Origin of the sequence: Chloracidobacterium sp., from assembly GCA_016711345.1 — a bacterium.
GTDB lineage: Bacteria > Acidobacteriota > Blastocatellia > Pyrinomonadales > Pyrinomonadaceae > OLB17.
Genome location: JADJTD010000001.1, coordinates 1,063,158 through 1,087,245, shown reverse-complemented (window position 1 = coordinate 1,087,245; position 24,088 = coordinate 1,063,158). Strand labels below are relative to the sequence as shown.

Below are 24,088 nucleotides of genomic sequence, written 5' to 3'. Positions count from 1 at the left end.
CATAAGTTAGGGCGTAACACTCAACATCGGCAGCGATCAATGCAAAAGCCCGCACGTAAGTAAGGGCGATACACTCAACACCGCGTGCATCGCCCCTACACATTTGCGACTCCACGAACTCTAAAACAGTTCGACCTTTCCGTCAGTGACTAAAACTCGCGACTCGCCCTCATTAAACATTATCCGCCCGAACGAGATCGGCGACATCGAACCCACAGCACCAACAGAAGTAAATCTGAGATTCAACAAAACACCATCGCCATCTATCGGATAAGCTCCATAAACAACAACCCTCAAAAGCCCCGGCTCCATCGCATTCGTCACCACCGAAAGCCCGTGACTAACAGTCCCCGAAACATCAACTGCCTCAACCAAAGGCTGCATCACCGAAGGATCATACCGAAGATCGAACTCAAAAGAGATAACGCCTTTGTCAGCAATACCTTCGACTGTCACCGGAACAACGATCTCCTTCTCCGCCGCCGTCAAAACTTGCTGAGCCGTGATCGTGATCGGTTCCGCCTCTCCGCAGTTGTCATCACTGTCCACTATCGACTGTCCGCTGTTCACGGTTCCCGCAGGCCTCGCCCCTGTGTTGTTCCAGTTCCCCGAAACCTCGCCCATCAGCAATGCTGAGAAGTCTTCTCCTGAAATGCTGCTCGTGACTGAAGCGTAGTTCCTGTTTGTGGGTGTAAATCTCCAGGTCGATGTCGAACCGATTCCGGGAGCAACATAAGGCGGCCCGGCTACGAATTTCGCGATCATCGCAGCGTCAAATGACGAAACCACGCTGTTGCCGCTCACATCCGCCACCACCAATTGATTTCCCGTCAGCGGAGTATTAGGCGGGCCTGCAACATGCTGTGAGATCCTCGCTGCATCAAATGAAGTAATACTGTTCGAGCCGCTGGTCTTGGTCGGCGTGACGGTATAAGAACCTGCACCAAATCCCGTCAGCGTATATTGTCCCGCACTTGCACCCGGAGCAGCCGTAGTCGTCACAACATTCGGCGAGCCGGTTCCCGTGATCGTCACATTTGAAACAAACCTCGGCGTCGGCGCTCCGATCGCATTCCCGTATGTAACTGTTCCGCTGATCGACGGCGTTACCGCAGCAGTCGGCGTACTGGTTGGTGTTGACGTATTCGTCGATGTTGCCGTCGGTGTATTGGTCGGCGTTCCACCTGCTGAACAGTCGCCGTATCGAACGAGGGCAAAGTCACTGTTAGCTCCATCGAAACGGTAGCCCGCTGCGACAATCTTGCCATCGGGTTGTATCGCAACCGCCAAGGCCTCGTCCGTATTGGTTCCAAAGGCTGTCGTTACCTTGCCGTCACCGTCGAAGGTCGAGTCGAGCGACCCGTTGGTGTTGTGTCTAACCGCGCCAAAGTCCCAATCTCCACCCGGATCGATGACGACTGAGCCTACTGTAACTATCTTTCCGTCCGACTGCAGCACAACGGAATTGGCGTAGTCGGCGGTGGTTCCGACTGGCGTTATTACCTTACCGTCGCCGTCAAAGGTTGTATCCAGCGAGCCGTTCGTATTGTAGCGAATCGCGGCAAAATCTACGGATTCGAATGATCCGTCCCCGGCATTACCGACTGCGACTATCTTTCCGTCAGTTTGGATCTTAACGGAAGTAGCACCACCTGTGCCCGCTCCGGTTGGCGTAGTGACTTTGCCGTCACCGTCAAATGACGTGTCAAGCGAGCCGTTTGTGTTGTAACGAACCAACGCAAAATCCGAATTAGTGCCTCCGGTGCTCGTGCTACCAGCCACGACTATTTTCCCATCTGTTTGCAACGCAGCAGAGCGGCCAATGTCGTCACTGGTGCCGATGGCAGTCGTTACCTTGCCATCGCCGTCGAATGTCGTATCGAGCGAACCGTTCGTGTTGTACCGTGCCACCGCGAAATCACTGCCGCCATCACTATAACCTGCGGCTACTATTTTGCCGTCAGATTGGATGAGGATGTGCTCAACGACGTCTGCAAATGAAATTCCGAACTCTGTCGTGACTATGCCGTCGCCGTCAAATGTCGTGTCGAGCGAGCCATTCGTATTGTAACGAACCACGGCAAAACCATTGGAGCTGTATCCCGCGGCAACTATTTTACCGTCAGCCTGGATCGCAACCGCGTAAGCCTCATCTGAACCGGCCCCAACAGCCGTCGTTACCTTGCCGTCGCCGTCAAAAGTTGTGTCCAAAGAGCCGTTCGGGTTGTAACGAGCCACGGCAAAGTCATTATTCGCACCAAAGGCCGAACCCGCCGCAACTATTTTTCCATCCGGCTGGATCGCAAGAGCTTTGGCGTTATCTGAGGCACTCAAAATTGGTGTCGTGACCTTGCCGTCGCCGTCAAAAGTCGGATCAAGAGCGCTGTTGATGGTTGGACAAGGTGTCGGTGTCGGCGACGGGGTTTGTGTTCCCGTGGGCGTGTTAGTCGGTGTGCTGGTTGCAGTTGGCGTGTTCGTCGCCGTTGGTGTCGAACCTCCGTCAGGCTGAAAAACCGTTACTATATTATCTTGTTGCCTGCCTACGATATATTGATTATTTACAACGTCAAATTGAACATTGATGGTACTGCCGCCGCCCGTGGACGTGCCGAGAACACTATTTGTGTTGTTTATGGTACCCGCCAAGGGGCTGATTCCGTCTCCGAAACTTGCCGCACCGGCATCGGTAAAGGCGCCGTTGTCCCAAGCGGAACTTTGAACAACAAAATTACCCTGCGGGAAAACAGTTACGCCGAGAGTCGTAAATCCCGTGAACACACTGCCGATCACGTCTCCCGTTGTGGAACCAACGAGCGAATTTGCTGCCGAAACAGCACCCACGCAGCCGGTGGTGCCACTACAGAACGTGACCGCGCCTGCTGCATCTGCCGGGCCATTGTCCCATTCGGTGCTGATGGCAATATAGTCTCCATTTGGAAGTGCCGTGAACGGAATGATATTCATCGAAGATCCGCCTACGGAGTCATTAGCGGTCGAGCCGACAAGCGAATTTGCGAGCGAAATTGTTCCGATACATCCTGTGCTTCCGCTGCAAAAGGTAACTGCCCCTGCATTTAAGATCGCCGCACGATCCCACTGCGAGGTTCTAACCACATAATTTCCATTCGCGAGAGCATGAATACCGCCGCCGCCGCCGACACCGTCGGATGCCGTTGAACCGAAAAGGGAGTTAGCCGCCGATGGCGAGATCCCGGTACAGCCGGTTGTGCCGCTGCACAACGTTACTGCACCGATGTTGTTTGCGGCCCACAGGGGGCTTCCAACAATGTACTTACCATTGGTCAAGGCTTGAACGCCGCCGCTGCCCACCTGATCGCTTGCCACGGTTCCAATTAACGAATTTGCGGCCGAAACTTGCTGTCCGGCGCAACCCGTCACTGCATCGCAAAACGTAACGGCACCAACGTCCGCAGTCGCACCGTTATTCCACAAACGCGTTGGAACAACAAAATTGCTGTTCGATAAAGCAACTATTGGCGAGGCACCCACCGTGTCCACGGCAGTCGTGCCAACAAGAGAATTTGTCGTAGTAACCGGGCCGCTGCAGCCCGTGGTACCGTTGCAAAGCGTCGTGGCGCCCGCGTTCATTACTGCTCCGTTATCCCAAGCGCCGCTGCCAACCACGTAATTGCCGTTTGGCAATGCGACCGGAATAGCGGAAGTAGAAATGTTGCCTACCTGATCGTTGGCCGTTGAGCCAATCAAAGAATTTGAAGCCGAAACAGCACCTGTACAGGGAACCGTTCCGTTGCAAAATGAAACAGCGCCGACATCTGCCGTTGCCCCATTATTCCAATCAGGAATTCGTATGACGAAGTTGCCATTTGTTAAGGGTATTATCGAAGCCAGGGTCCCTACACTGTCTGAGGCGGTCGAACCGACTCGTGATGTTGCAGGAGACACAACTCCCGCACATCCTGTCGTTCCGTTGCATAAAGTTACCGCACCGGCATTTGAGACAGCACCGTTATCCCAAACCGGGCTTCTAATAACAAAATTTCCGTTTGTGAGAATGGTCGTGTTCACGCTGCCGCCGATAGCATCGCCTGTGGTGGAACCAACCAGTGAATTTGCGGGCGAAACAGCCATTCCTGCACATCCTGTAATGGAATCACAAAGTGTTACAGCACCTGCATTGTCTGCTCCGGCATTCTGCCAACCGTCGCTGTGTACCACGTAACTGCCGTTAGGCAGGATCGTGACTTGTTCGCCGACCTCATCGTTAGCCGTGCTGCCGACAAGCGCGTTTGCGGGCAGTATCTCACCGGTGCATCCAACGGTTCCGTCGCAAAGCATAGCCATTCCTGCATTAGCTATCGCGCCGTTGTTCCAAAATTGAGCGACCACAATGTACTTTCCATTTGGCAAAGTATAAATACGGCTGCTAAAGAGATCGTCTGTCACAGCCCCGACAAGTGAATTTGTTGTCGTCACATTTCCCTGGCATCCTGTTACACCACTGCAAAAAGTTATGGCTCCGCCATTTGAAACACCGGTGCGGTCCCATTCCGGACTGAGCACTAAAAAATTGCCATTGGCTAGACCCACGACTCCTCCCAGCCCTACGCGGTTACCTGCAAGATTTCCTGTCAAAGTGCTTATTAGTTCCTTTGTCGCTCCGTTATAGAGATACACGGCACCGACATTCGAAAGCGCTCCGGAATCGTAAAAATAGTCCGTGACGACAAAGTTGCCGTTGGCGAGCGTTAGAACTTGAGTCCCGAACAGCTCACTTCCCGCCGGGCCGATAATATTAGTCTGGGTCTGTGCGAGCGTATCTGTGATCGACACAAAACCGAACGCTAAGACCACGAGCAACACTATCATTGAGCAATATGCTTTTTTTGATTTCATAAGGTACACTTTCGGTTTTTAAGAGCCTATTGTAATAAGCGTATTTCCACACGAAAGTATGCCAATAAATCTTCATGTCAGGGTCGCCGGCTGCCTCTCGCAGACAGCGTTCGATGATTGCTAAGAGATGTTCATACAAAGCCCGGACGTAAGAGCGATAAACTCATCATCGAAAGTACCGCCCCGTACTCATGACAAGGCGATTTCGGATTTACCGATTGGAACGAAGGGAATGAAGATACTGAATGGAAAAGGTTAATGAAGAGAACGACAGAAACTGAATGGAGACTTTTTTAAAAAAGCCAAAAAATCGCCTTTCACCCGATGGCTTTTTGGTGGTCTCCGATGGCTTTTTGGCACTCAAAGATGGCTTTTGCGCGAAAAATAAATGTGCAATTCTCACAAGTACAATATATTCAACAGCTTAACACTGACAGCATAACCCCCATTTTAACTCATTCAGAAAAGCCGCTTTCAAAAAACAGCGATTTTGCTAACAAATCGCAACAATGTGGCACGTGCCACATTTAAAATCAGCCATTTTGGCACAATTTTTTAAAATCACTTTTTGGCAAAATCTCGGGCCGGCATTTAGATGGGAAAACGAGAATGAAGACTACAATTTTCACCGTCAACTTTGACTCGATCTAAGACGTCGATCTTGCATCTAGCGACGAGCCGTGACTGACTTGAATCAGTGCTCACTTGCTGACGGAAGAATCTAATGATTTATTTTCTATCTTGCTTGTAAAATTTAAAAAAACTAAAATTAGGTTGCTAGTAGCTGCCTGTCCGGCAACGTTCTTTTTTCGGTGCAGGTGGCAGTTGTCTGCGGTAGATTTGAGCCTCCAATGAAAGAATGCCAGCTATGTAAAAACTGTTTCGCGGACGACGTCATTGCCTGTCCTCACGACGGTATGCCTACGGTGCATACTATCGCCGGTGCTCCGGTTTTGGAAGGGAAGTATCACATCGAATGCCGCCTCGGACAAGGCGGTATGGGCGTGGTATATAAGGCTCGTCATGCCTACCTGAAAACCCAGCTTGCGATCAAGGTTATTTTGCCAGATCTCGTCGGCAACGATCCGCAGCTTGTAACCCGATTTAGACAGGAGGCATTGGCGGCCGCAGCTATTCGACATCAGAATGTCGTAGCGGTTACTGACTACGGCGTTATTGACGGCTCAGTTCCTTTTTTGGTAATGGAATTCGTCGAGGGCGAATCGCTTCACGATCTGCTCGCACGTGAAAAAGCGCTTGCTCCCGAAAGGGCTTTTGAATTGATCGCCGCAGTCTGTGCCGGCGTCGGAGCTGCTCATCATCAAGGCATTGTCCATCGCGATCTAAAGCCGCTCAACGTCATGATCTGCAGCGATAAGCCTAATCTTTCACAGGCAGTGAAGATACTCGATTTTGGCCTTGCAAAGATAAAATCCGGCGAGCTTTTGGGTTCATTTATACAAGCACAGACGACCGGCCTCATGGGGTCGCCATACTACATGGCCCCTGAGCAATGGGCTGATGAAGAGCCGGATTCGCGGGCTGATATTTACTCGCTGGGCGTGATGTTGTTTCAAATGCTTGCCGGTGATGTGCCTTTCAAGGGTTCGTCAATTCCGGCGATCATGAAGAAGCACATTTCGGATCCGCTTCCAACCTTTGCTTCGGCAGGCGTAAGCATATCGCCGGCACTCGAACAGGCTGTTCTCCATACGCTGCAAAAAGATCCGCTCAAGCGGACATCTTCGGTCGAGGTTTTTGTTAATGAATTGCGACAAGCTATCTATCCGGGATCACCGTCGATGCATGCTTCGGCAACCTCGTTGCCGGTCTCTTCATTAAGGATCGTCACTAAACCTCCAAAATCGGCGGTATTTATCGACAATGTTTCCGTAGGACAATCGAGAGATGATGGAGCCCTTTTGCTTGAGGGCATTCAAAGCGGTAACCATCATCTGCGCGTCAGTCATACCGGTTTTTATGATTGGCAAGGTGATGTCATCTGCGACGGCAAGCCGCAGGAAGTTGTAGCCGAACTTCGGGCAGGTGTGACCGACAGCAATCTTGGAATGCCGATTCCTAAACCCGGAACCGAAGTTGCCGCAGGTGAGGCCGGTGCCATGACCATGCCGAATCGAGCTGGAATGGATCGGCCCGACGGTATGGCGAATACGGTCCAGCAGAATTGGGGTGACAATAAGGCCGGAGTTTCAGTCACTGCTCCGGCTGCGAAAAAGTCGGGTTCGAAGCCTCTTGTTTTCGGAATGATCGGCTTATTCGCACTTCTAGTCATTGGAATTGCCGGCAGCGGCCTTGCATATAAGCTTGGATTTCTTGGCGGTGGCGGAACAGTAGCGAATAACACTGTTAGCAATAATGCGACTCCTGCACCGGGAGCCACGCCGATCGAATCAAGCAAGCCGGAGATGATAAAAATTCCGGGCGGTACTTTCAAAATGGGTCGAGATAATGGCCCCGAACAGGAACGGCCGGAACACCCGGTGACTGTAAAGGCGTTTTCAATGGAAAAAACGGAGATCACGAATGGCGAGTATTATCAGTTCGTGAGCCAAACGGGTTACCAGAATATCCCTGCACATTGGATAAATAACAAGCCGATCAAGGGACAGGAAAATATGCCTGTGCGATATGTTAACGTAGCCGACATCACTGCTTTTATAGCATGGCGATTGAATCGCGATGGTGTTGCATATCGGCTTCCGACCGAAGAAGAGTGGGAATACGCGGCGCGAAACGGCGCCAAAGGGAATCTGTATCCTTGGGGAGATGCGTATAAAGCCAATTGCGCGGTACTCGATAAAACTGTTAACGAACCGGAAATAGTGGCAACTAAATCGTGTCAAAACGAATGGGGCGTTATGGACCTGATCGGCAATGTGTATGAGTGGACCAGCTCCAAAGCCGAGCCTTATCCCGGAGGTGAAAGGACGAAAAAAGCTACGGAACCCGAAAACATGGTGCGTGGCGGTTGTGCACAGAATGCATCGACGGGTCCAACGGCAGTCACATCGACAACCAGACTAGTTGTGCCGGCAAGCAAACGCGATCTTCAGTTGGGTTTTCGGCTAGTCACCGATAATTAGGAGATCGAATCTTGAGTTTTTTATGAGCGGTACGGTAAAGGTATTAATTGTTCTTGTTTTGACCGCATTTTTGTCCTGCGTCGTCAGCGGCCAAGATCTCGGCAGTAGCAATGCCCTCTTTGGCGGAAAGGCTGCGAAGAGCGGCTCTACAACAAAAAAAGCCACGCCAAAACGAAAGGCCGCTTCGACAGCTTCCAAGTCACCTTCGAAATCATCCAGAGTTTCTAATAAAGCGGCAAAGCCTGTAAAGCGTCCTGCCACGTCCGTTCGCAAATCAAACGACGGGAACGTCGCTGTAAAAAAAGACAAAATCGAAACCACACCGGTTACGCCAACTACGGAAAATATCAAGCCGCCGACTATTGTTAGTAAACCAACCGTTATCAATAAGCCAAACGCTGCGTCGGATGAGCTTTTTGAAAAACTGATCGTTGAAGGCAATGCGGCCAGAGATGAAAGGAGCTATTCGTCGGCCGAGGCCTCTTACAGGCGTGCAAACGGTGTTAAGCCGACCGATTCGCGTGCAGTTTACGGACTTGGCAATCTTTACAGCGACCAGCAGCGTTGGGAAGAAGCAGAAAATGCTTACCGAGCGGCCCTCAAGATCGAGCCGTCGAACGCGATCATCAATGTTGCTCTAAGCTACGTCCTTTCTCAGCCGGTCATGGTGCCGAATCTTTCGGAACGTTACGCGGAGGCTGAAAAACTTGCACGAAAGGCTATCGAACTTGCACCGTCGAATGCTCTGGCTTTTGACCAGTTAGGCGTCGCGATGGAGCTTGCCGGCAATATTTCCGTCGAGACCGAAAATGCATATCGTAACGCGATCAGGCTGGATCAAGGTTTTGCTCCTGCTTATGCACATCTTGGTCGGCTTCTAAGACGGCGAGGAATGTCGAAAGAGTCGGCCAAAGCATATGAAAGTGCGATCCAGCGTGCTACTGATGTTCCGACTATGATCGTCATTGCCGATGTTATGCAGTCCGAACTGCGTTTTGCTGAATCGGAGACATTGTTACGGCGAGCGGTCGAAAATGATCCGAAAAATCCTACCGGCCTGTTGCTTTTAGGAAAGGCATTGACGACGCTGGGCAATTTTGACGATGCAGAAATGTTATTGCGCCGTAGCCTTGTCGTCAGTTCTAACGGATTTATGCCAAATTCGTTGTTGGGGTTGCTATATACGCGGCAGGGTAAACACGATATGGCTGAGGGTGCTTTAATGCAGGCACTTCGGTTCGTTTCACCTAACGAAAAGAGAAATTTGGCCCTTCGGTTCGAGGCCGTTGGTGACGGATTTATGAAAGCCGGAAAGGCCAAAGATGCCGAACGAAACTACAGACAAGCGATAGTTCTAGACCCCGAAAAGCAGTCTCTCGCCGGAAAACTCGCAAAATCACAGCGCAGCTAATATGACTATTTTGTGCGGCCGTTTTGTTTTTGGCGGGCGATTTTTATCCGTATTTGAAATTCACCCGTTATTAAACGTCTCTGGTGCGTAGAAATATACGTTGTGAAAAGGTTCATAAAAATTGATGTATTGTCCTAAGTGCAAAGAAAGTTTTGAAGAAGGTTCCAGAAGGTTTTGTCCGACAGACGGTGCCCGTTTGATATCGGATACGCCTTTCGCGGCCGGCCGCCGAGCGGGTAGCGGCATTTTTTCAAATCTCATTTCAAAAACAGAAGTTAGTCGCGACTTGGACGAATCGTTTTCCAACGTACCTCAGTTTGTAATTACCGAAGAAGAGCCGTCCATGCCGTTCGCAGATACCGGTGATATCTCAGGAGATTTCTTTGAATTTAAGGAATTCGAGCCCGATCCGATCCTTGAAACTGTGATCGAGGATCCAGTGGTCGAATTGCCGACTGCGGTTGTTGAGCAATCGATCGAACAACCAATTGCTGAACAGCCAAAGGAAGAGATCAAGCCCGCAGAGATCAGGCCGGCAGCCAGAAAGATCAAGCCATACGAAATACCCGCAGGGCACGTCGAATTGGGAAAAAAGCATCAGCCAACTATCAGACAGATGGATTTTGACGCAGAAGAGCCGCAGAAATTTGTCGGCAAAACGGTCAAAGGGCGATATATTGTCACGGAATTTTTGGGCGGCGAAGAAGAAAGCTTTGCTTTTTTGGCAGATGATAAGCTCAGCGCCGATAAACTTGTTTTGGTTCGTTTACTGCTTGGCGAGGATGCCGATGAGGTTTCAGGCAATATTTTGGATGACGAAATAGTCGCTCTTTCTCACATAAGCCATCCAAATATTGCAAGATTGATCGATTCCGGACGGTTTACCGATGGAACGAGGTTCTTGATCAGTGAGTATATCGACGCTCTGTCTGTAAATGACGTGCTTAGTATTCACGGGCATATGGATGGCCTGAGAACCGCCCGCATTATTCGTCAGGTCGCAAATGCGCTGAGTGAAGCTCATCAGGAAGGCGTAATACATCGCGACCTGCGCCCCGAGAATATTATAGTTACGCCTGGCGATAACGAAAGCGAGCAGGCCATTTTGGTCAATTTTGAAGCGTCAAGCGGCGAGCCGAATGACTTCAATCTTGGATATAAGGCACCCGAGGTTTTTGGCGGCAGGGCCGACACTATCTCAAGCGACATTTACTCGTTGGGCGTCGTTGCTTTTGAGATGCTGACCGGAATAATGCCCTTTGAGGCAAAGACCGCTAGAGCGATGGTCAGGGCGCAGTATGCAGGTTTGGAGCGAAATGCAACCGAGGTGAGGCCTGAATTGCCGCTTGATGTGGATCGAGTGTTTGAAAAGGCTCTGGCGTTCGATGTCGCGGATAGATTTGTAAAGGCGAGGGACTTTGGCGAAGCTTTATACGCGGCTTTTGCCGAGACTGAGAAGAACAATGTCGGCGTCCCACTTGAAGCAACAACAAATGCAGACGCTCCAGCATTACCGGCTTCTGAAGAACCTGCCTGGAAGAATCGTTCGCCTGAACCTCCGCAAGTTGGGAACACGCGTTCCAAGTTGATCGCGGGAGTTGGAATATTACTTTTATTGATACTGCTCCCGATCGGCTGGTATTACTTGGTCAAGAATCCGGTAGAACCTAACTTTGGGTCGAAGGTCCCGAGCAACAACCTGTCTGAGAATCAATCGCCGATCTCTGCGGTTTCCGAGACTGAGATGCCGCCGCTGCCACGTAATATTCCGCAGCCGCCCAACACGAATTTTTACCAGAACAGCAAACAGAATCTAAAGGGCGATCTTATTCGAAATTTTGTCGGATTTACGATGTACTATCCGAAAGAATGGAAGGTCAACGGCCCGCAGGAAAGCTCAACTGCCAGCGGACGCGGAAAATTTCTCGATATATCGCGGCTGACGCCGGAAGGGAAATTAAAAGAACAGATGCTGGTGAGCTATTACCCCAGCAAAGGCACTTTTAAGGAAGATGCTGATAAATACCCGCAAATGGTCAAGGAAACGAGCGAAACCCTTAAAAAGCTCTTACCTGGCTATCAGGTAGTTTCCGAAGGCGAGATCAAACTCAATGGCGACTGGCGTGCCTATGAGGTTAAATTCCAGGGCGGCGGCACGTCGGAAAATGGTGAAAAGCTCATCGTTTGGGGAAGGCGCCTGTTTATACCTGCCGCCCGGCCAGGCGTTCGAAGCGGTTTTGAGATCACAATGCTGGCCACGTCACTCGCCGATGAAGTGAAAAGTGTTGATGATGTCGGTGTCCGCGGCGAACTGGCTTCCGTCCTTTACAGCTTTGAGCCAAGCCAGAATTTCTGAATCTTTCGATGGGGAAATACGGTCGCTAGTCAATTTTCATGCCCTTTTGTCATTGATTTCTCTTTGACAAAATGGGTATTTGCTATATAATGAATCGGCTCTATTAGCTTTCATCGTCCGACCTAATAAAAGTGAAAAGCGCGACTTTTCGCTGCCGCATTTTAAATATTTGCTGCTTTTGCCTTTTGCCGGCTTTATTTTGCAGCCGGCAAAAGGCACTGGGCTATTTTTATTCATTTTTCAGGTTCAAGGTCAGTAATTTTTTGGAGGGTTTTCAGGTAATGTTAAAAAGAACTAAGGCAGACGCTCGCAGGAGCCTACTTATTTGTTTGGTGATTTTGGGTATTCTAACTGCGATCATTGTAGTTCCTTATCAGTACAGCTCGAAAGCGGCCGCCGGCAAAGGCCAGGGCAGCAGCGAGCGAACGGTGAGTCACGACGATAATCTTCCAAACTACGACATTCGCGAGCAGCAAGGCGACGATACCGCACGCTTCATCGCGGCGTATCGGCAAGCGTCCGGCAAAGATCAATCAAATGTAGAGGCCATACGCAGTGGTTTTGTCACCGGCGAAGAGGCTTTGAGATCGCGCATCCCGACCCTCGCGATCGAATACAACTCCGATATTCGCATTCCCGAAGTGATCGGGCCTGATCCTGTAAAAGGAAGAGCCTTCTTGACCGGAACTACACGTCCCGCAGGAAAAAAACATGCCGATGTCCTGATCAACTTCCTGAAAGAAAACAACTCCCTCGTCGGAGCATCAAATCAACAGATCGATGCTCTCAAGATCTTTGCAGACTACACAAATCCTGACGGCAACCTTTCGTGGGTCGAACTCGAACAGTATATCCACGGCATTCCCGTATTTCGCGGCACTGTAAAGGCTGGTTTCACGAAACAGGGCGAAATGATCCGTGTGGTCAACAATCTCGCTCCCGGCTTGGACTATGACAGACTTTCAACCAATTTTGGCGACCCTGTCGATGCGGTCCGCTATGCTGCTCCGCATGCAGATTACCGGTTAAAGACAAATGATGCTCTTCCCAACAGAGCAGCATCCTCGGACATTAAGGTAAGATTTGGCGCGGGCGGCGACTGGGATATCACGGCAGAGAAAATGTACTTTCCGACCGAACCAGGCGTAGCCATTCCGGCATGGAGAGTGTTGATATGGAAGCCGGTAAATGCATTTTATGTGATCGTTGACGCAAAGACTGGTACGATGCTCTGGCGCAGGAATCTTGCGAATGACCAGACCCAGTCGGCTACATATAATGTTTACGGAAACTCAAATGCGTGGATAGACGCCGCGGATAGCCCAGCTCCGCTTTCGCCAGGACCGGTCAGTCCGACGCTTGGTACACAAGGTGCTCCGATCGCTCGAGTAAATCGAACGTTGATAGGTAATGAAGGAGCTCTTTCATTCAACAATTTGGGCTGGATCACAGATGGTGCAAACGGTGCGAATGGCTGGACGGACGGAAACGCCCTTCAGGCAGGTCTCGACATTGACGGAACAAATGGAGTTGATGCCGCTCAGGCCGGAGCGACCCGTGTTTTCAATTTTGCTTACAACCCACCTCCCGGAAATCCTGCACCGCCCGATGCAGTGACGACAGCGAATTCGCGCAGCGGTGCTACTACCCAACTGTTCTATGTTGGAAACCGTTACCACGACATTATGTATCAGTTGGGTTTTACCGAACCTGCAAGAAATTTTCAAAATGATAATTTTGGCCGCGGCGGAAACCAGGCGGATCGTGTCTCAGCGGAGGTTCAGGATTCGAGCGGAACAAATAACGCCAACTTTGCCTCGGGATCTGATGGTACTCGCGGTAGATGCCAGATGTATCGTTTCACTAACACGACGAATAACCGTGATGGCGACCTTGATACTGAAATTGTAATCCATGAGTTCACGCATGGACTTTCAAACCGATTGATTGGTAACAACGCAGGACTGTTAAACACTCGCGGCGGCCAGATGGGCGAAGGGTGGAGCGATTTTTATGCTCTTTGTCTTTTAGCGGAACCAACTGATCCTTTAAATGGTGTTTATTCGACTGGTGGATACGCAACCTACCAAGTTACCGCATTTCCGATTGGCACTGACAATACTTATTACGGCATTCGGCGATACCCCTATGCGATCATGTCGTCCGTGGGCGGCCCGAGCAACCTGCCGCACAATCCTCTTACCGCGATTGATGCGACTACGGCCTGCACCATCTCCGGAGGTGCTTTTGCACCGTCGGCGTGGTTAGGCACAGGCAGTTGTGCGACCGGACCACATCGAGGCGGCGAGGTTTGGGTTTCTATGCTGTGGGAAGTCCGAGCACAGTTCATCAATAGGCTGGGTGCTACAGCGGGCAACCAGAGATTCTTGCAGATCGTAACGGATGCAATGAAGCTTTCGGCCAATAACCCGAACTTCCAGACGATGCGGGATTCAATTCTTGCCGCGGCCCAAGCACTTTCTTTGGCACCAGAGGCAGCGGTTGATGTCGCTGATGTCTGGAAGGGCATGGCCATTCGAGGGATGGGCATCACCGCAGGGACTGGCGTCACGTCAACAGATAACGGAACAACAATCGTGGAGGGTTTTGCAACACCGACCGCCGCCGGAACGGCGACCAACACAGCAACCGCATCGCCTACGCCGACGAACACCTTTACGCCGACGAATACGGCGACGGCAACTAATACGGCAACGGCAACATCCACGGCTACAGCGACCTCAACTGGAACGCCGTCTCCGTCCTGCACGGCTAACTTTTCGAACACGGCCGCGATCACGATCAACGACAATGCGGCGGGAGCACCGTATCCTTCGAACATAGTGGCTTCGGGAATGACGGGTACCATCACAAAAGTGACGGTCGATCTTACCGGAATGACGCATACGTTCCCGGATGACATTGATATTCTGCTGGTCGGGCCTGCGGGTCAAACGGCGGTATTCATGTCGGATGCGGGCGGCAGCGGTGACGTTTCAAATATCAACCTCACGTTTGACGATGCAGCGGCAGCGACCATAGTTAATGCTGGACCGTTGACGGCCGGCACTTACATTCCAACGAATATTAACGATGGGGCCGACACATTCCCCGCACCGGCACCGGCAGCAGGCACCAATGCTTTACTGTCCGTATTTAACGGAACTGCGCCGAACGGCACTTGGGCACTTTATGTCCGCGACGACGCCGGAACAGACATCGGAAGCATCAGCGGCGGATGGACTTTGCGCATTACGACGAGTGGCTGCGCGGCAGGGACGCCAACCAATACAGCGACAGCGACTTCGACATCTACATTCACTCCAACAAACACCCCAACGGCCGGAGCGACTGCGACCTCAACGGCTACTGCGACTGCCACCGCGACTGGAACTCCGGCATGCGGCGGCACCTTTAGTTACACGGGCCCGGAAGTGGCGATAACTGACAATGTACCTGCCGGAATTAATTTAGTTATTCCTGTTAGCGGTGTAGGAACTATTTCGGACGTTAATTTTAGGGTTGACGGAACGCAATCGACTGACCCGGTTTCGACAACGCCAGGCATCAATCACTCGTGGGTGGGAGACCTTGTAATTAAGATCACTTCACCACTCGGTACGACGGTGACTGCGTTTGACCAGCCCGGAGTTCCTGCGTCAACCTTCGGATGTGCGAGCAATAACCTTGCACAACTAATATTGGATGACGACGGCGGCTTTCCCGCTCTCGAGGGCCAGTGCGGAGCTGATACGAATGCGGCCTTCCCAACTGGATCATTTTCGCCGAACAATGTCCTGAGTGCTTTTGACGGACAAAATGCCGATGGCAACTGGACGATAAATGTTAGTGACGTTGCTGGCGGCGATGTAGGTTCGGCAAGAGCCGTATCGCTGATATTTGGAGGTGCCTGCGGAACACCGACGGCGACCAATACACCGACAGCAACCTTTACCGGAACTCCGGTAGCAACATCAACCTCCACGGCTACGAATACGAGTACGCCGACGTTTACGCCGACGAGTACCTCGACGAACACTTCGACGCCGACCAATACTCCGACTGCAACATCCACCGGCACGCCTACTTGCTTTACTGTTCTCTATGACCAGTCGAACAACATGGCTCTGAACGGAACTAACTCGCAGGATTTCGAGACCGCTAATGATTCGTTTGACAATCGCTCGGCAGATGACTTTGTCGTGCCTTCGGGGCAGACCTGGACAATTCAGCAGGTCGTGGCAAACGGTCAGTTCTTCAACGGACTCGGGCCGGCGGATTCATTTAATGTGACGTTCTACACGAATGTCGCAAATGCTCCGGGATCGGTTGTTGCGGGCGGTTCGTTCACAGGTGCTTCGTACACCAATGTCGGCGATGCATTTACGATCGCGTTGCCGTCGAGCATGGTGCTGACCACCGGAACCTATTGGGTATCTGTTCAGGTAAGAATGGACTATACGCCGGGCGGCCAGTGGGGTTGGAACAATCGAACAACTCAATCGAATTCAGCCGCGGTATGGCAGAATCCGGGCGGCGGATTTGCAATTCCAGCCTGCACAGGTTGGGCAGCAAGAGGTGCGACGTGCGGTATCGATTCGGCAGCACCTGATCAGTCGTTCCAGATCATAGGCACGAGTGGTGCCGGATGTTCGACGGCAACGCCTACAAATACGGCAACACCGACGAATACGGCCACAAATACTCCTAACAACACGCCGACAAACACTGCGACCAATACGTCAACGCCGACGGCTACTGCGACGTTTACACCGACAGCAACATCGACGAATACTTCGACAAGTACGCCGACAAATACGCCAACGGCAGGTCCTACGAATACGTCGACAAATACACCTTCGGCGACGTCAACTTCGACCAGCACTCCGACGAACACAGCAACGGCAACGGCAACTTCCACAGCTACGCCATCGGGTTCATGTGTGGCGGTCTCTATTCCGAGCACACAATCCTTAACCGGCATAACAGCCACGATGTCGGTCAATACGACCAACATGACCGGTTTGGGTGCGATATCGGCCGATGCAACTGTGACCTATGACCCTGCGGTGCTGACACCATTGGCCAACGCTACTTTTGGAGTTACTTTGGGCACCGTCGGTAATTCAAACGGCGGCGGACGAACGTTGTCGGTCAGCAACCCGAGTGCGGGGACGCTGATCATATCGCTCTTTGGCGTAACCGAATTACAGGGAAGCGGCGACCTAGTCAATCTAAACTTTAACGTGGTCGGTTTGCCGGGAACATCGAGTGCGTTGACCTTCGAGACGTTCTTTTACAACGAGGAAACGCCTTGCAGCACGACTACAAATGGCAGCCTTTCGGTTATCTCGGGAACTATTTCAGGCGTCGTGACATACGGAAACGCGATCGGGGCACCGACACCGCGATTTGTTTCTAATGTATTGATCAGCGGTGCCGGTTCACCTGCAGTTTCGACAACATCGAGCTTCCCGACCGGTGCTTACTCGCTTGGCGGATTTGGGCCGGGAGCGTACACGATCACGCCATCAAAGACCGGCTCTCAGAACGGCGCGATTTCATCCTTTGATTCAGGAAGAGTAGCTCAGTATGTTGCGGGAGTGGTCAGCTTGAACCCAACACAGCAGGCTGTTGCGGACGTCAGCAACAATGGTGGAATTTCGTCATTTGACGCAGCAATGATCGCAGCTTACACAGTTTCCGTTCCGGGATCGGGCCAGACCGGTCTTTGGAAGTTCAACCCGCTAGACTATTCACATCCGAACGTCAACGCAAACATCACAGGCGAAAATTTTGCCGCTCTGTTGATGGGTGAGGTTTCAGGCAACTGGACCGACTCCGGTGCACGCTCGACAGAAGGCAACGGCCCGGAAAGAAGTACAGCGGTTACCGCACCTAGGTTGGTGACGCCTGCGGATAACGAGGTTATCGTTCCGGTATCGGTTCAGGGAGTCGCGAATAAGGGAATTATCTCTTATGAATTCGATCTCAGGTACGATCCGTCGGTTATCCAGCCGCAGGAAAACCCTGTTGAGGTTGCCGGAACAGTGAGCCGTGGACTTTCGACAGCCGTCAATACTCTGGAGCCTGGACTTTTGAGAGTTGCACTTTACGGGCCGATGGCTTTGAATGGCGATGGCGTTCTCTTAAATCTCAAATTCACGGCGGTCGGAGCGGCAGGTTCCGTTTCGCCTCTGACTTGGGAGAAGATGGTCTTTAACGAAGGCGATCCTGGAACGATCATCACGGACGGACAGGTTGAACTTTCCGCCGCTGCACCAAATCAGGCAGAGATCAGCGGAAGGCTTTTGACGACGCTTGGAGCGGGCATCCCCAATGCCCGCGTCACCCTGACCGACTCAACCGGCCAGACACGTTCGGCTGTTTCCAACGGATTCGGAGTCTATCGTTTCGCCGGCCTGCAAGTCGGCCAGACATACACGATCACGGTTACCTCGCGAAACTACAATTTCGCGCCGTTAACCGTCAGCGTCACCGATCAGGTAGTCAACACAGACATGATCGCCGGACAGTAAAAGTCAGTTGATCGAGTATAAAAAGGCCGCCTGAAAAGGCGGCCTTTTTTGTTTTTGCGGAGGAAAATAAAGGAGATAATGGTGAATATTAAAGACGACAAAGCGGATGAACGACAAGAGACAGGCAGCCTACTCAAAACCACACTGACGCACATCTAAATCATTGACCCACAATGGTTTATCGGTACAGGGCATTCAAAATGCCGTTTGAGATGTCCAAAAAGCCATCGGAGACACCCCAAAAAGCCATATTTCGACCCCCAAAAGCCATCGAAAAAACGAAACCCGCGTAAATTTGCATGCGTCGATTACTGACTCCTACGGACAGCAAAGGCACCTTGCTTGCTCGCTGCTTTCAATGCTCCGCTCACAGCACTTCATTACGGCCTCTATTATGGTGCCATTTCCGGTATCAATTGATGACTGGGATCTTGAACACGGATCTTACTGATCAAACGGGCTCAAGACAGATCAGAACTCAATCCGGCTCGGACCAGCAAATCTTGCGTTCAGTATTCAAGCCAATGGAGAACAATAGATGAACTAATCAGTTCACAATAAGCACGGCATGCTTGCTCACGATCATTTCTCTGGTTTGAACCGGCAATATTAGCAACGCGAAGCTCATTGAACTCTTCAATAAAAATATCGAAGAGATCATTCGTGAATTAAAGGAACGTGATGTGGTAGAGATCGATCAACATTATTTAATCGCCCTTTACTAGCAAAGAATCGCGGTGTCTGACACCGTCTCGATCACACAGATGCTTCCACTACTATTACCATATCTCATTGACTTGCAAACCGAAATACCTATAATACTGAGCAAGGAATAAATAACAATTTGTTGTAGCAGTCTCTCCTTTTATGTCCCATTCTGTGATATTCCGTGCAAGCGTGTGCGTTTTGGTCATCGGACTGGCGTATTCAGTTATCTCAGGCGGTACTTTTGGGTATGATTATTTCTTCTTTAGTCCCAATACTACTGTAACGTTCACATTTGTTTATGATGGCAACGGTAGCACAAGCGGAATAGTTCCAATTGACCCTAATAGTCCGTATAACAAGGCTTCAGTTGTAGGCGTTCTTGGGCCGGGAACATTGGTCAAGACGGGGCATCAGTTCGGAGGTTGGAATACGGCCGCTGACGGTGGCGGAACTCGATACACGCCGGCACAATCCTTCATAATAAACTCCAACACTACTCTCTATGCACAATGGGTCACGCCTCCATGTTTCACATTCGGGAGTCTTGATCCTACCTTCGACAGTGACGGCAAGGTCACGACGGACTTTATTAACGATACGGACAGTGCCAACTCGGGATCTCTGCAAAGTGATGGAAAGATTGTCTTGGCGGGTCTTAGTTACGTTGGTTCCGAATTTGATTTTGCCCTGACCCGCTACAATACAGATGGTTCGCTCGATACGACTTTCAGCGGTGACGGCAGGGTCACTACGCCTGTTCAGTCGAATTCGGATGACCAGGCGGAAGCGGTCGCTCTCCAACCAGACGGAAAGATCGTAACTGTGGGATATAGCAATCAGTTTAACACTGATTTTGGGGCTGCTCGCTATCATCCGGACGGTGCTATAGACACGACATTTAGCGGCGATGGTAAGGTTACTACTGATATAGACAGCTCATTCGATGTGGCTTATTCGGTAGCCATCCAACCAGACGGGAAGATCGTTGCTGCAGGTACCTCAGGTGATTCCTTTGCAGTCGTTAGATATAACACTGATGGATCGCTGGACACGACTTTTGACGGTGACGGCAAAGTTGTAACGGCATTTGGAACCGACGATGAAGGACGATCTGTCGCCATCCAACCTGACGGGAAGATAGTCGTGGCAGGGTCGAGCTGGACCGGTTTCGGCTATGATTTTGCGTTCGTCCGGTACAATGCTGACGGCTCGCTCGACACTACATTTAGCGGCGATGGAAAAGTGACAATTGGAACAGGGTTTACGGAAATGGCTTACTCCGTCGCCATTCAGGCTGATGGTAAGATTGTGGCCGCTGGTTATACCTTTAACGGGACACGTGTTTTTGGCCTTTACCGATTAACGTCAAACGGTGCGCCCGATTTTACATTCGACGGCGACGGCAGAGTAGCCACATCTGTGCTCGGCGAGCACGATGAGGCGCGCGCAGTTGCGATACAGCCGGACGGAAAGATCGTAGCCGGCGGAATCAGTCAAAACGGCACAAGCAATAATTTTGCAGTTGTTCGTTACAATTCGAATGGCTCCCTCGACACTACTTTCGACAACGACGGAAAAGTGACGACTTCCGTTCGGGGATGGCAGGATGTCCTTCAATCTGTTGCAATACAGTCTGATGGCAAGATAGTCACTGCAGGACACAGTTCGAATAGCAATGGAGTAGGTCAGGATTTTGCCTCTGTTCGGTATGGCACCGACTGCACTTCGCCAACTCCTACGAGCACCCCAACCAATACGGCAACAACTACAGCCACAAGCACACAGACAAATACCGCGACGCCGACCTCAACATCAACACCTGTGACAGCTTGTCCGTTGGCGGTTCTGCCGCACAATGGTTCTTCTTCGGCCAATGCTCGTGCCCCTTCAACGCGCTATGCCAATTCGCGGGCAGTATATTTGATAAGGGCGTCGGAATTGGCTGCAGCCGGTTATCTTTCGGGCTCATCTCCGACGGCTCTCTCATGGAATTACGAATCCGTGCCAGGAGTATCGGGGGCGGCATCGTTAAGGATATACCTTCAAAACACGACTGATACTGCATATAACAAAGGTACTACGTTTTCGACCGCTATTTCCGGAATGACGCCGGTTCACAATTTTCTGACGACGTTGCCCGCAACGGCCGGTGTATTTAACATAGATTTCGCTGGAGGAGATACATTTACATATACGGGTGGTGGTCTATATGTAGCATATGATTGGGGGCCTTATGCGGGGCCATTTTCAACGACGGCTACAGTCTATTGCAGCACTAGTCTTGGGAATGGAGCCGCCGGAGGCAATTCCAACTCCAACACGTTGACGGCTAATAGTTTTAGGCCCGAGACACGTTTGAACGGGTCGCCTTCTCCTCAGAACGACGTCGCGGTTTCGACCGTTTATTCGATGGGCGAAATACCAGTTGGCCGGACGCCGCCGCTCGCTATTCAGGCGCGAGTCACGAACAACGGACCGCAGACTTTGATGAACGTGCCGGTTACCCTCAATATCACTGGTTCGCACACTTTCACGGATACGCAGACCATACCGGTTATGGCTCCTTGTGGCTCCCAGCAGATGGTTACGTTTGCAGGGTTTCAACCATCTACCATTGGCAACGACACAGTTAACGTTTCTGTGCCGCCGGACAACGATCCGACAAACAATAGCCAGAACAAGGCCTTAAACATTACCGCAAATGAGTTCTCCTACAAACATCCCGGATCACCCCCGACCAGCGGAGTTGGATTTGCCGCTCCGGGCATATTTGCCGCTAAATTCAACTCTTCTTCGGTTGCATCAGTTGAGCAAGTAAAGCTGGAGTTTTTTAGCGTGACTAGCGCAACCTATAAAGTCGCAATATATAGGGATCAAGGAGGAGTGCCGTCACCTAATCCCTTTTACCTTGATTTTTCTGAAAGGACGATCTCTGCGGCGGGGCCGACAACGATCACGCTTGACTATCCGGTCACGGTCGGAGCGGGTTCCTTTTATGTTGGTGTGCAGCAAACAAGTGATACGGCTTATTACTACAGCTACGATAGTGAAATGCCGCTTCGAGTGGGATCATTTTTCCAGTCCTTTTCCATCTTTGAGCCTGCTTGGCAAGACCTCGCTCCGTCGCGGTTCAAACTTAATATTGGCGTGGTTTTGAATGCCGTACAGTCGCCTACACCATCGCCATCGCCCGGCAGTACACCGCCAGGATATTTCGATCCCACGTTTGGAAACGGCGGCAGAGTTACTACACAGATCGGAACTGGAGATTTTTTTGCCGATGGCACGTCTATAGCAATTCAAGCCGACGGAAAAATCATCTTGGCCGGGTTCGAAAGATCTTCAGGATTCGCTCTGGTTCGGTACAACACCGATGGTTCGCTCGATTCGTCATTCGGATCCGGCGGAATAGTGACAACTCCAGGTGGTTATGCCTATTCAGTCGTTTTTCAAACTGACGGCAAAATCATAGTGGGCGGCTACGGCAACATTGGAAACGGCGAATTTTTCGCTTTGGTCCGTTACAACGCAAATGGGTCGCTGGATAGTTCGTTCGGCAACGGTGGTAAGGTAACGACAAGCATTCTCGGCTCGGCAATTTGTCTGTCTCTCGCTCTTCAAGCTGACGGAAAGATCGTGGCTGCCGGTTTTGCTACGGATACGCTTTCCGGTAACTTTTCTAGCGTGTTCGCTCTCACTCGTTACAATAGTAATGGTTCATTAGACACTACTTTTGGAAGCGGCGGAAAAGTTACGACCCCTATAGGAAATACCGATGATCTTGCTTTCTCGGTTTCAATTCAACAGGACGGCAAGATCGTCGTCGGGGGACACAGTAACAACGGAACAGATGCTGATTTTGCGGTGGTACGTTATCTTTCAAATGGCTCGCTCGACCCGGCATTTGGAAATAGCGGAAAAGTAATAACACCGATTGGAGTGTCACACGATCGTGGGTCATCATTAGCAATCCAAAATGACGGCAAGATCGTGCTTACTGGCGGCAGCATGGAAAGCTTGGCCAGCAACAATATGGATTTCTCTGCAGTCCGCTATAACACCGACGGCACGCTTGATACAGCTTTCGGTGACGCCGGCAAGGTAGTCCAACCCGTGGGAGTCGGAAGTGATTATGGTGCCGGTGCCGTAATCCAGCCTAACGGTAAAATCGTAATTGCCGGACAAGTTTACGGTTCACCAACAATGGACTTCGGGCTTATCAGACTTGATCCTGACGGCTCGATCGACACGACTTTTGGCAATAACGGCAAAATGATTTCGCCGATCGGTAATTATGACGATTACTGCAACGCCGTCGCTCTTCAACCTGATGGCAAGATCGTCGCGGGCGGTTTTAGTTCCACCGGTCAAGGGACATCGTTGCAGACAGCGGTGTTTGCGATCGTTCGATATTCGGGCGATGGTGTTGCACCGACACCAGCGATTGGCGGAACCGTGACGTATGGTAATGCAATCGGCGCGCCGACGCCGAGGTTTGTTTCGAATGTGCTGCTGAGCGGTGCGGGTTCAGTGCCGGTTTCGACATTAACGAATTTTCCGAATGGAACTTATTCCTTGAGCGGTTTCGGGTCAGGAGCCTATACTGTTACACCGAGCAAGACCGGTGGTGTTAATGGCATTTCCTCTTTTGACGCGGCGAGGATCGCACAGCATGCGGCTGGTGTGAACCCTTTGACAGGCAATCAATTGGTTGTGGCTGATGTCAGCGGGAACGGGACGATCTCATCTTTTGATGCCGGGCAGGTAGCTCGTTATGCTGCGGGCGTTTCCGGATTTGGATCTACCGGAAACTGGATATTCACGCCTGCAAACAGAAACTATGCTTCGATCACCGGAAACATCTCAGGCGAGGATTTTATAGCTCTGTTAATGGGCGAAGTTTCAGGCAACTGGACAAACACCGGAGCGAGGCCTGTTGCCGGCGAGAGGTAGCATGTCGGCGGAAGTATCTATAAGCGGATTCGATAGAGGGTTCCTGTTAAAAAGTGCTTTACCTTTTTGGGTTTTAGGGATAAAATCTTGGGGTAGTTAAGCAACCAACGGTTGGAGGTCGGTCATCATAGCCAGCGACGAA

Annotated in this window: 7 protein-coding genes; 5 read left to right on the top strand and 2 right to left on the bottom strand. The window is 51.2% G+C overall.

Annotated features, from left to right (window positions below):
• Window positions 1-120: 120 nt before the first annotated feature.
• Window positions 121-4,875, bottom strand: coding sequence for a hypothetical protein (locus IPL32_04375; GenBank protein ID MBK8465046.1), 4,755 nt, complete (start codon window positions 4,873-4,875; stop codon window positions 121-123).
• A gap of 851 nt (window positions 4,876-5,726) precedes the next feature.
• Between IPL32_04375 and IPL32_04370 the strand changes: the two genes are divergently transcribed.
• The 3 genes from IPL32_04370 to IPL32_04360 all read left to right on the top strand — a co-directional run bounded on the left by IPL32_04370 (window position 5,727) and on the right by IPL32_04360 (window position 11,746).
• Window positions 5,727-7,979 (top strand): SUMF1/EgtB/PvdO family nonheme iron enzyme, encoded by a 2,253-nt coding sequence (locus IPL32_04370; protein ID MBK8465045.1) that lies wholly within the window; start codon window positions 5,727-5,729, stop codon window positions 7,977-7,979.
• A 22-nt stretch (window positions 7,980-8,001) separates the two neighbouring features.
• On the top strand, window positions 8,002-9,390 hold the full coding sequence (locus IPL32_04365; protein MBK8465044.1) for a tetratricopeptide repeat protein: 1,389 nt from the start codon (window positions 8,002-8,004) through the stop codon (window positions 9,388-9,390).
• Window positions 9,391-9,514: 124 nt separating this feature from the next.
• A complete protein-coding gene (locus IPL32_04360) occupies window positions 9,515-11,746 on the top strand; it encodes a serine/threonine protein kinase (GenBank protein MBK8465043.1) in 2,232 nt (743 codons plus the stop codon).
• A 36-nt stretch (window positions 11,747-11,782) separates the two neighbouring features.
• Here IPL32_04360 and IPL32_04355 read toward each other — a convergent pair whose 3' ends face one another.
• On the bottom strand, window positions 11,783-11,983 hold the full coding sequence (locus IPL32_04355) for a hypothetical protein (protein MBK8465042.1): 201 nt from the start codon (window positions 11,981-11,983) through the stop codon (window positions 11,783-11,785).
• A 44-nt stretch (window positions 11,984-12,027) separates the two neighbouring features.
• Between IPL32_04355 and IPL32_04350 the strand changes: the two genes are divergently transcribed.
• Both IPL32_04350 and IPL32_04345 read left to right on the top strand, forming a co-directional pair.
• Window positions 12,028-18,285: a M36 family metallopeptidase gene (locus tag IPL32_04350; protein ID MBK8465041.1), complete on the top strand. Its 6,258-nt coding sequence runs from the start codon at window positions 12,028-12,030 to the stop codon at window positions 18,283-18,285.
• 867 nt (window positions 18,286-19,152) lie between these two features.
• A complete protein-coding gene (locus IPL32_04345; protein MBK8465040.1) occupies window positions 19,153-23,946 on the top strand; it encodes an InlB B-repeat-containing protein in 4,794 nt (1,597 codons plus the stop codon).
• Window positions 23,947-24,088: the final 142 nt, after the last annotated feature.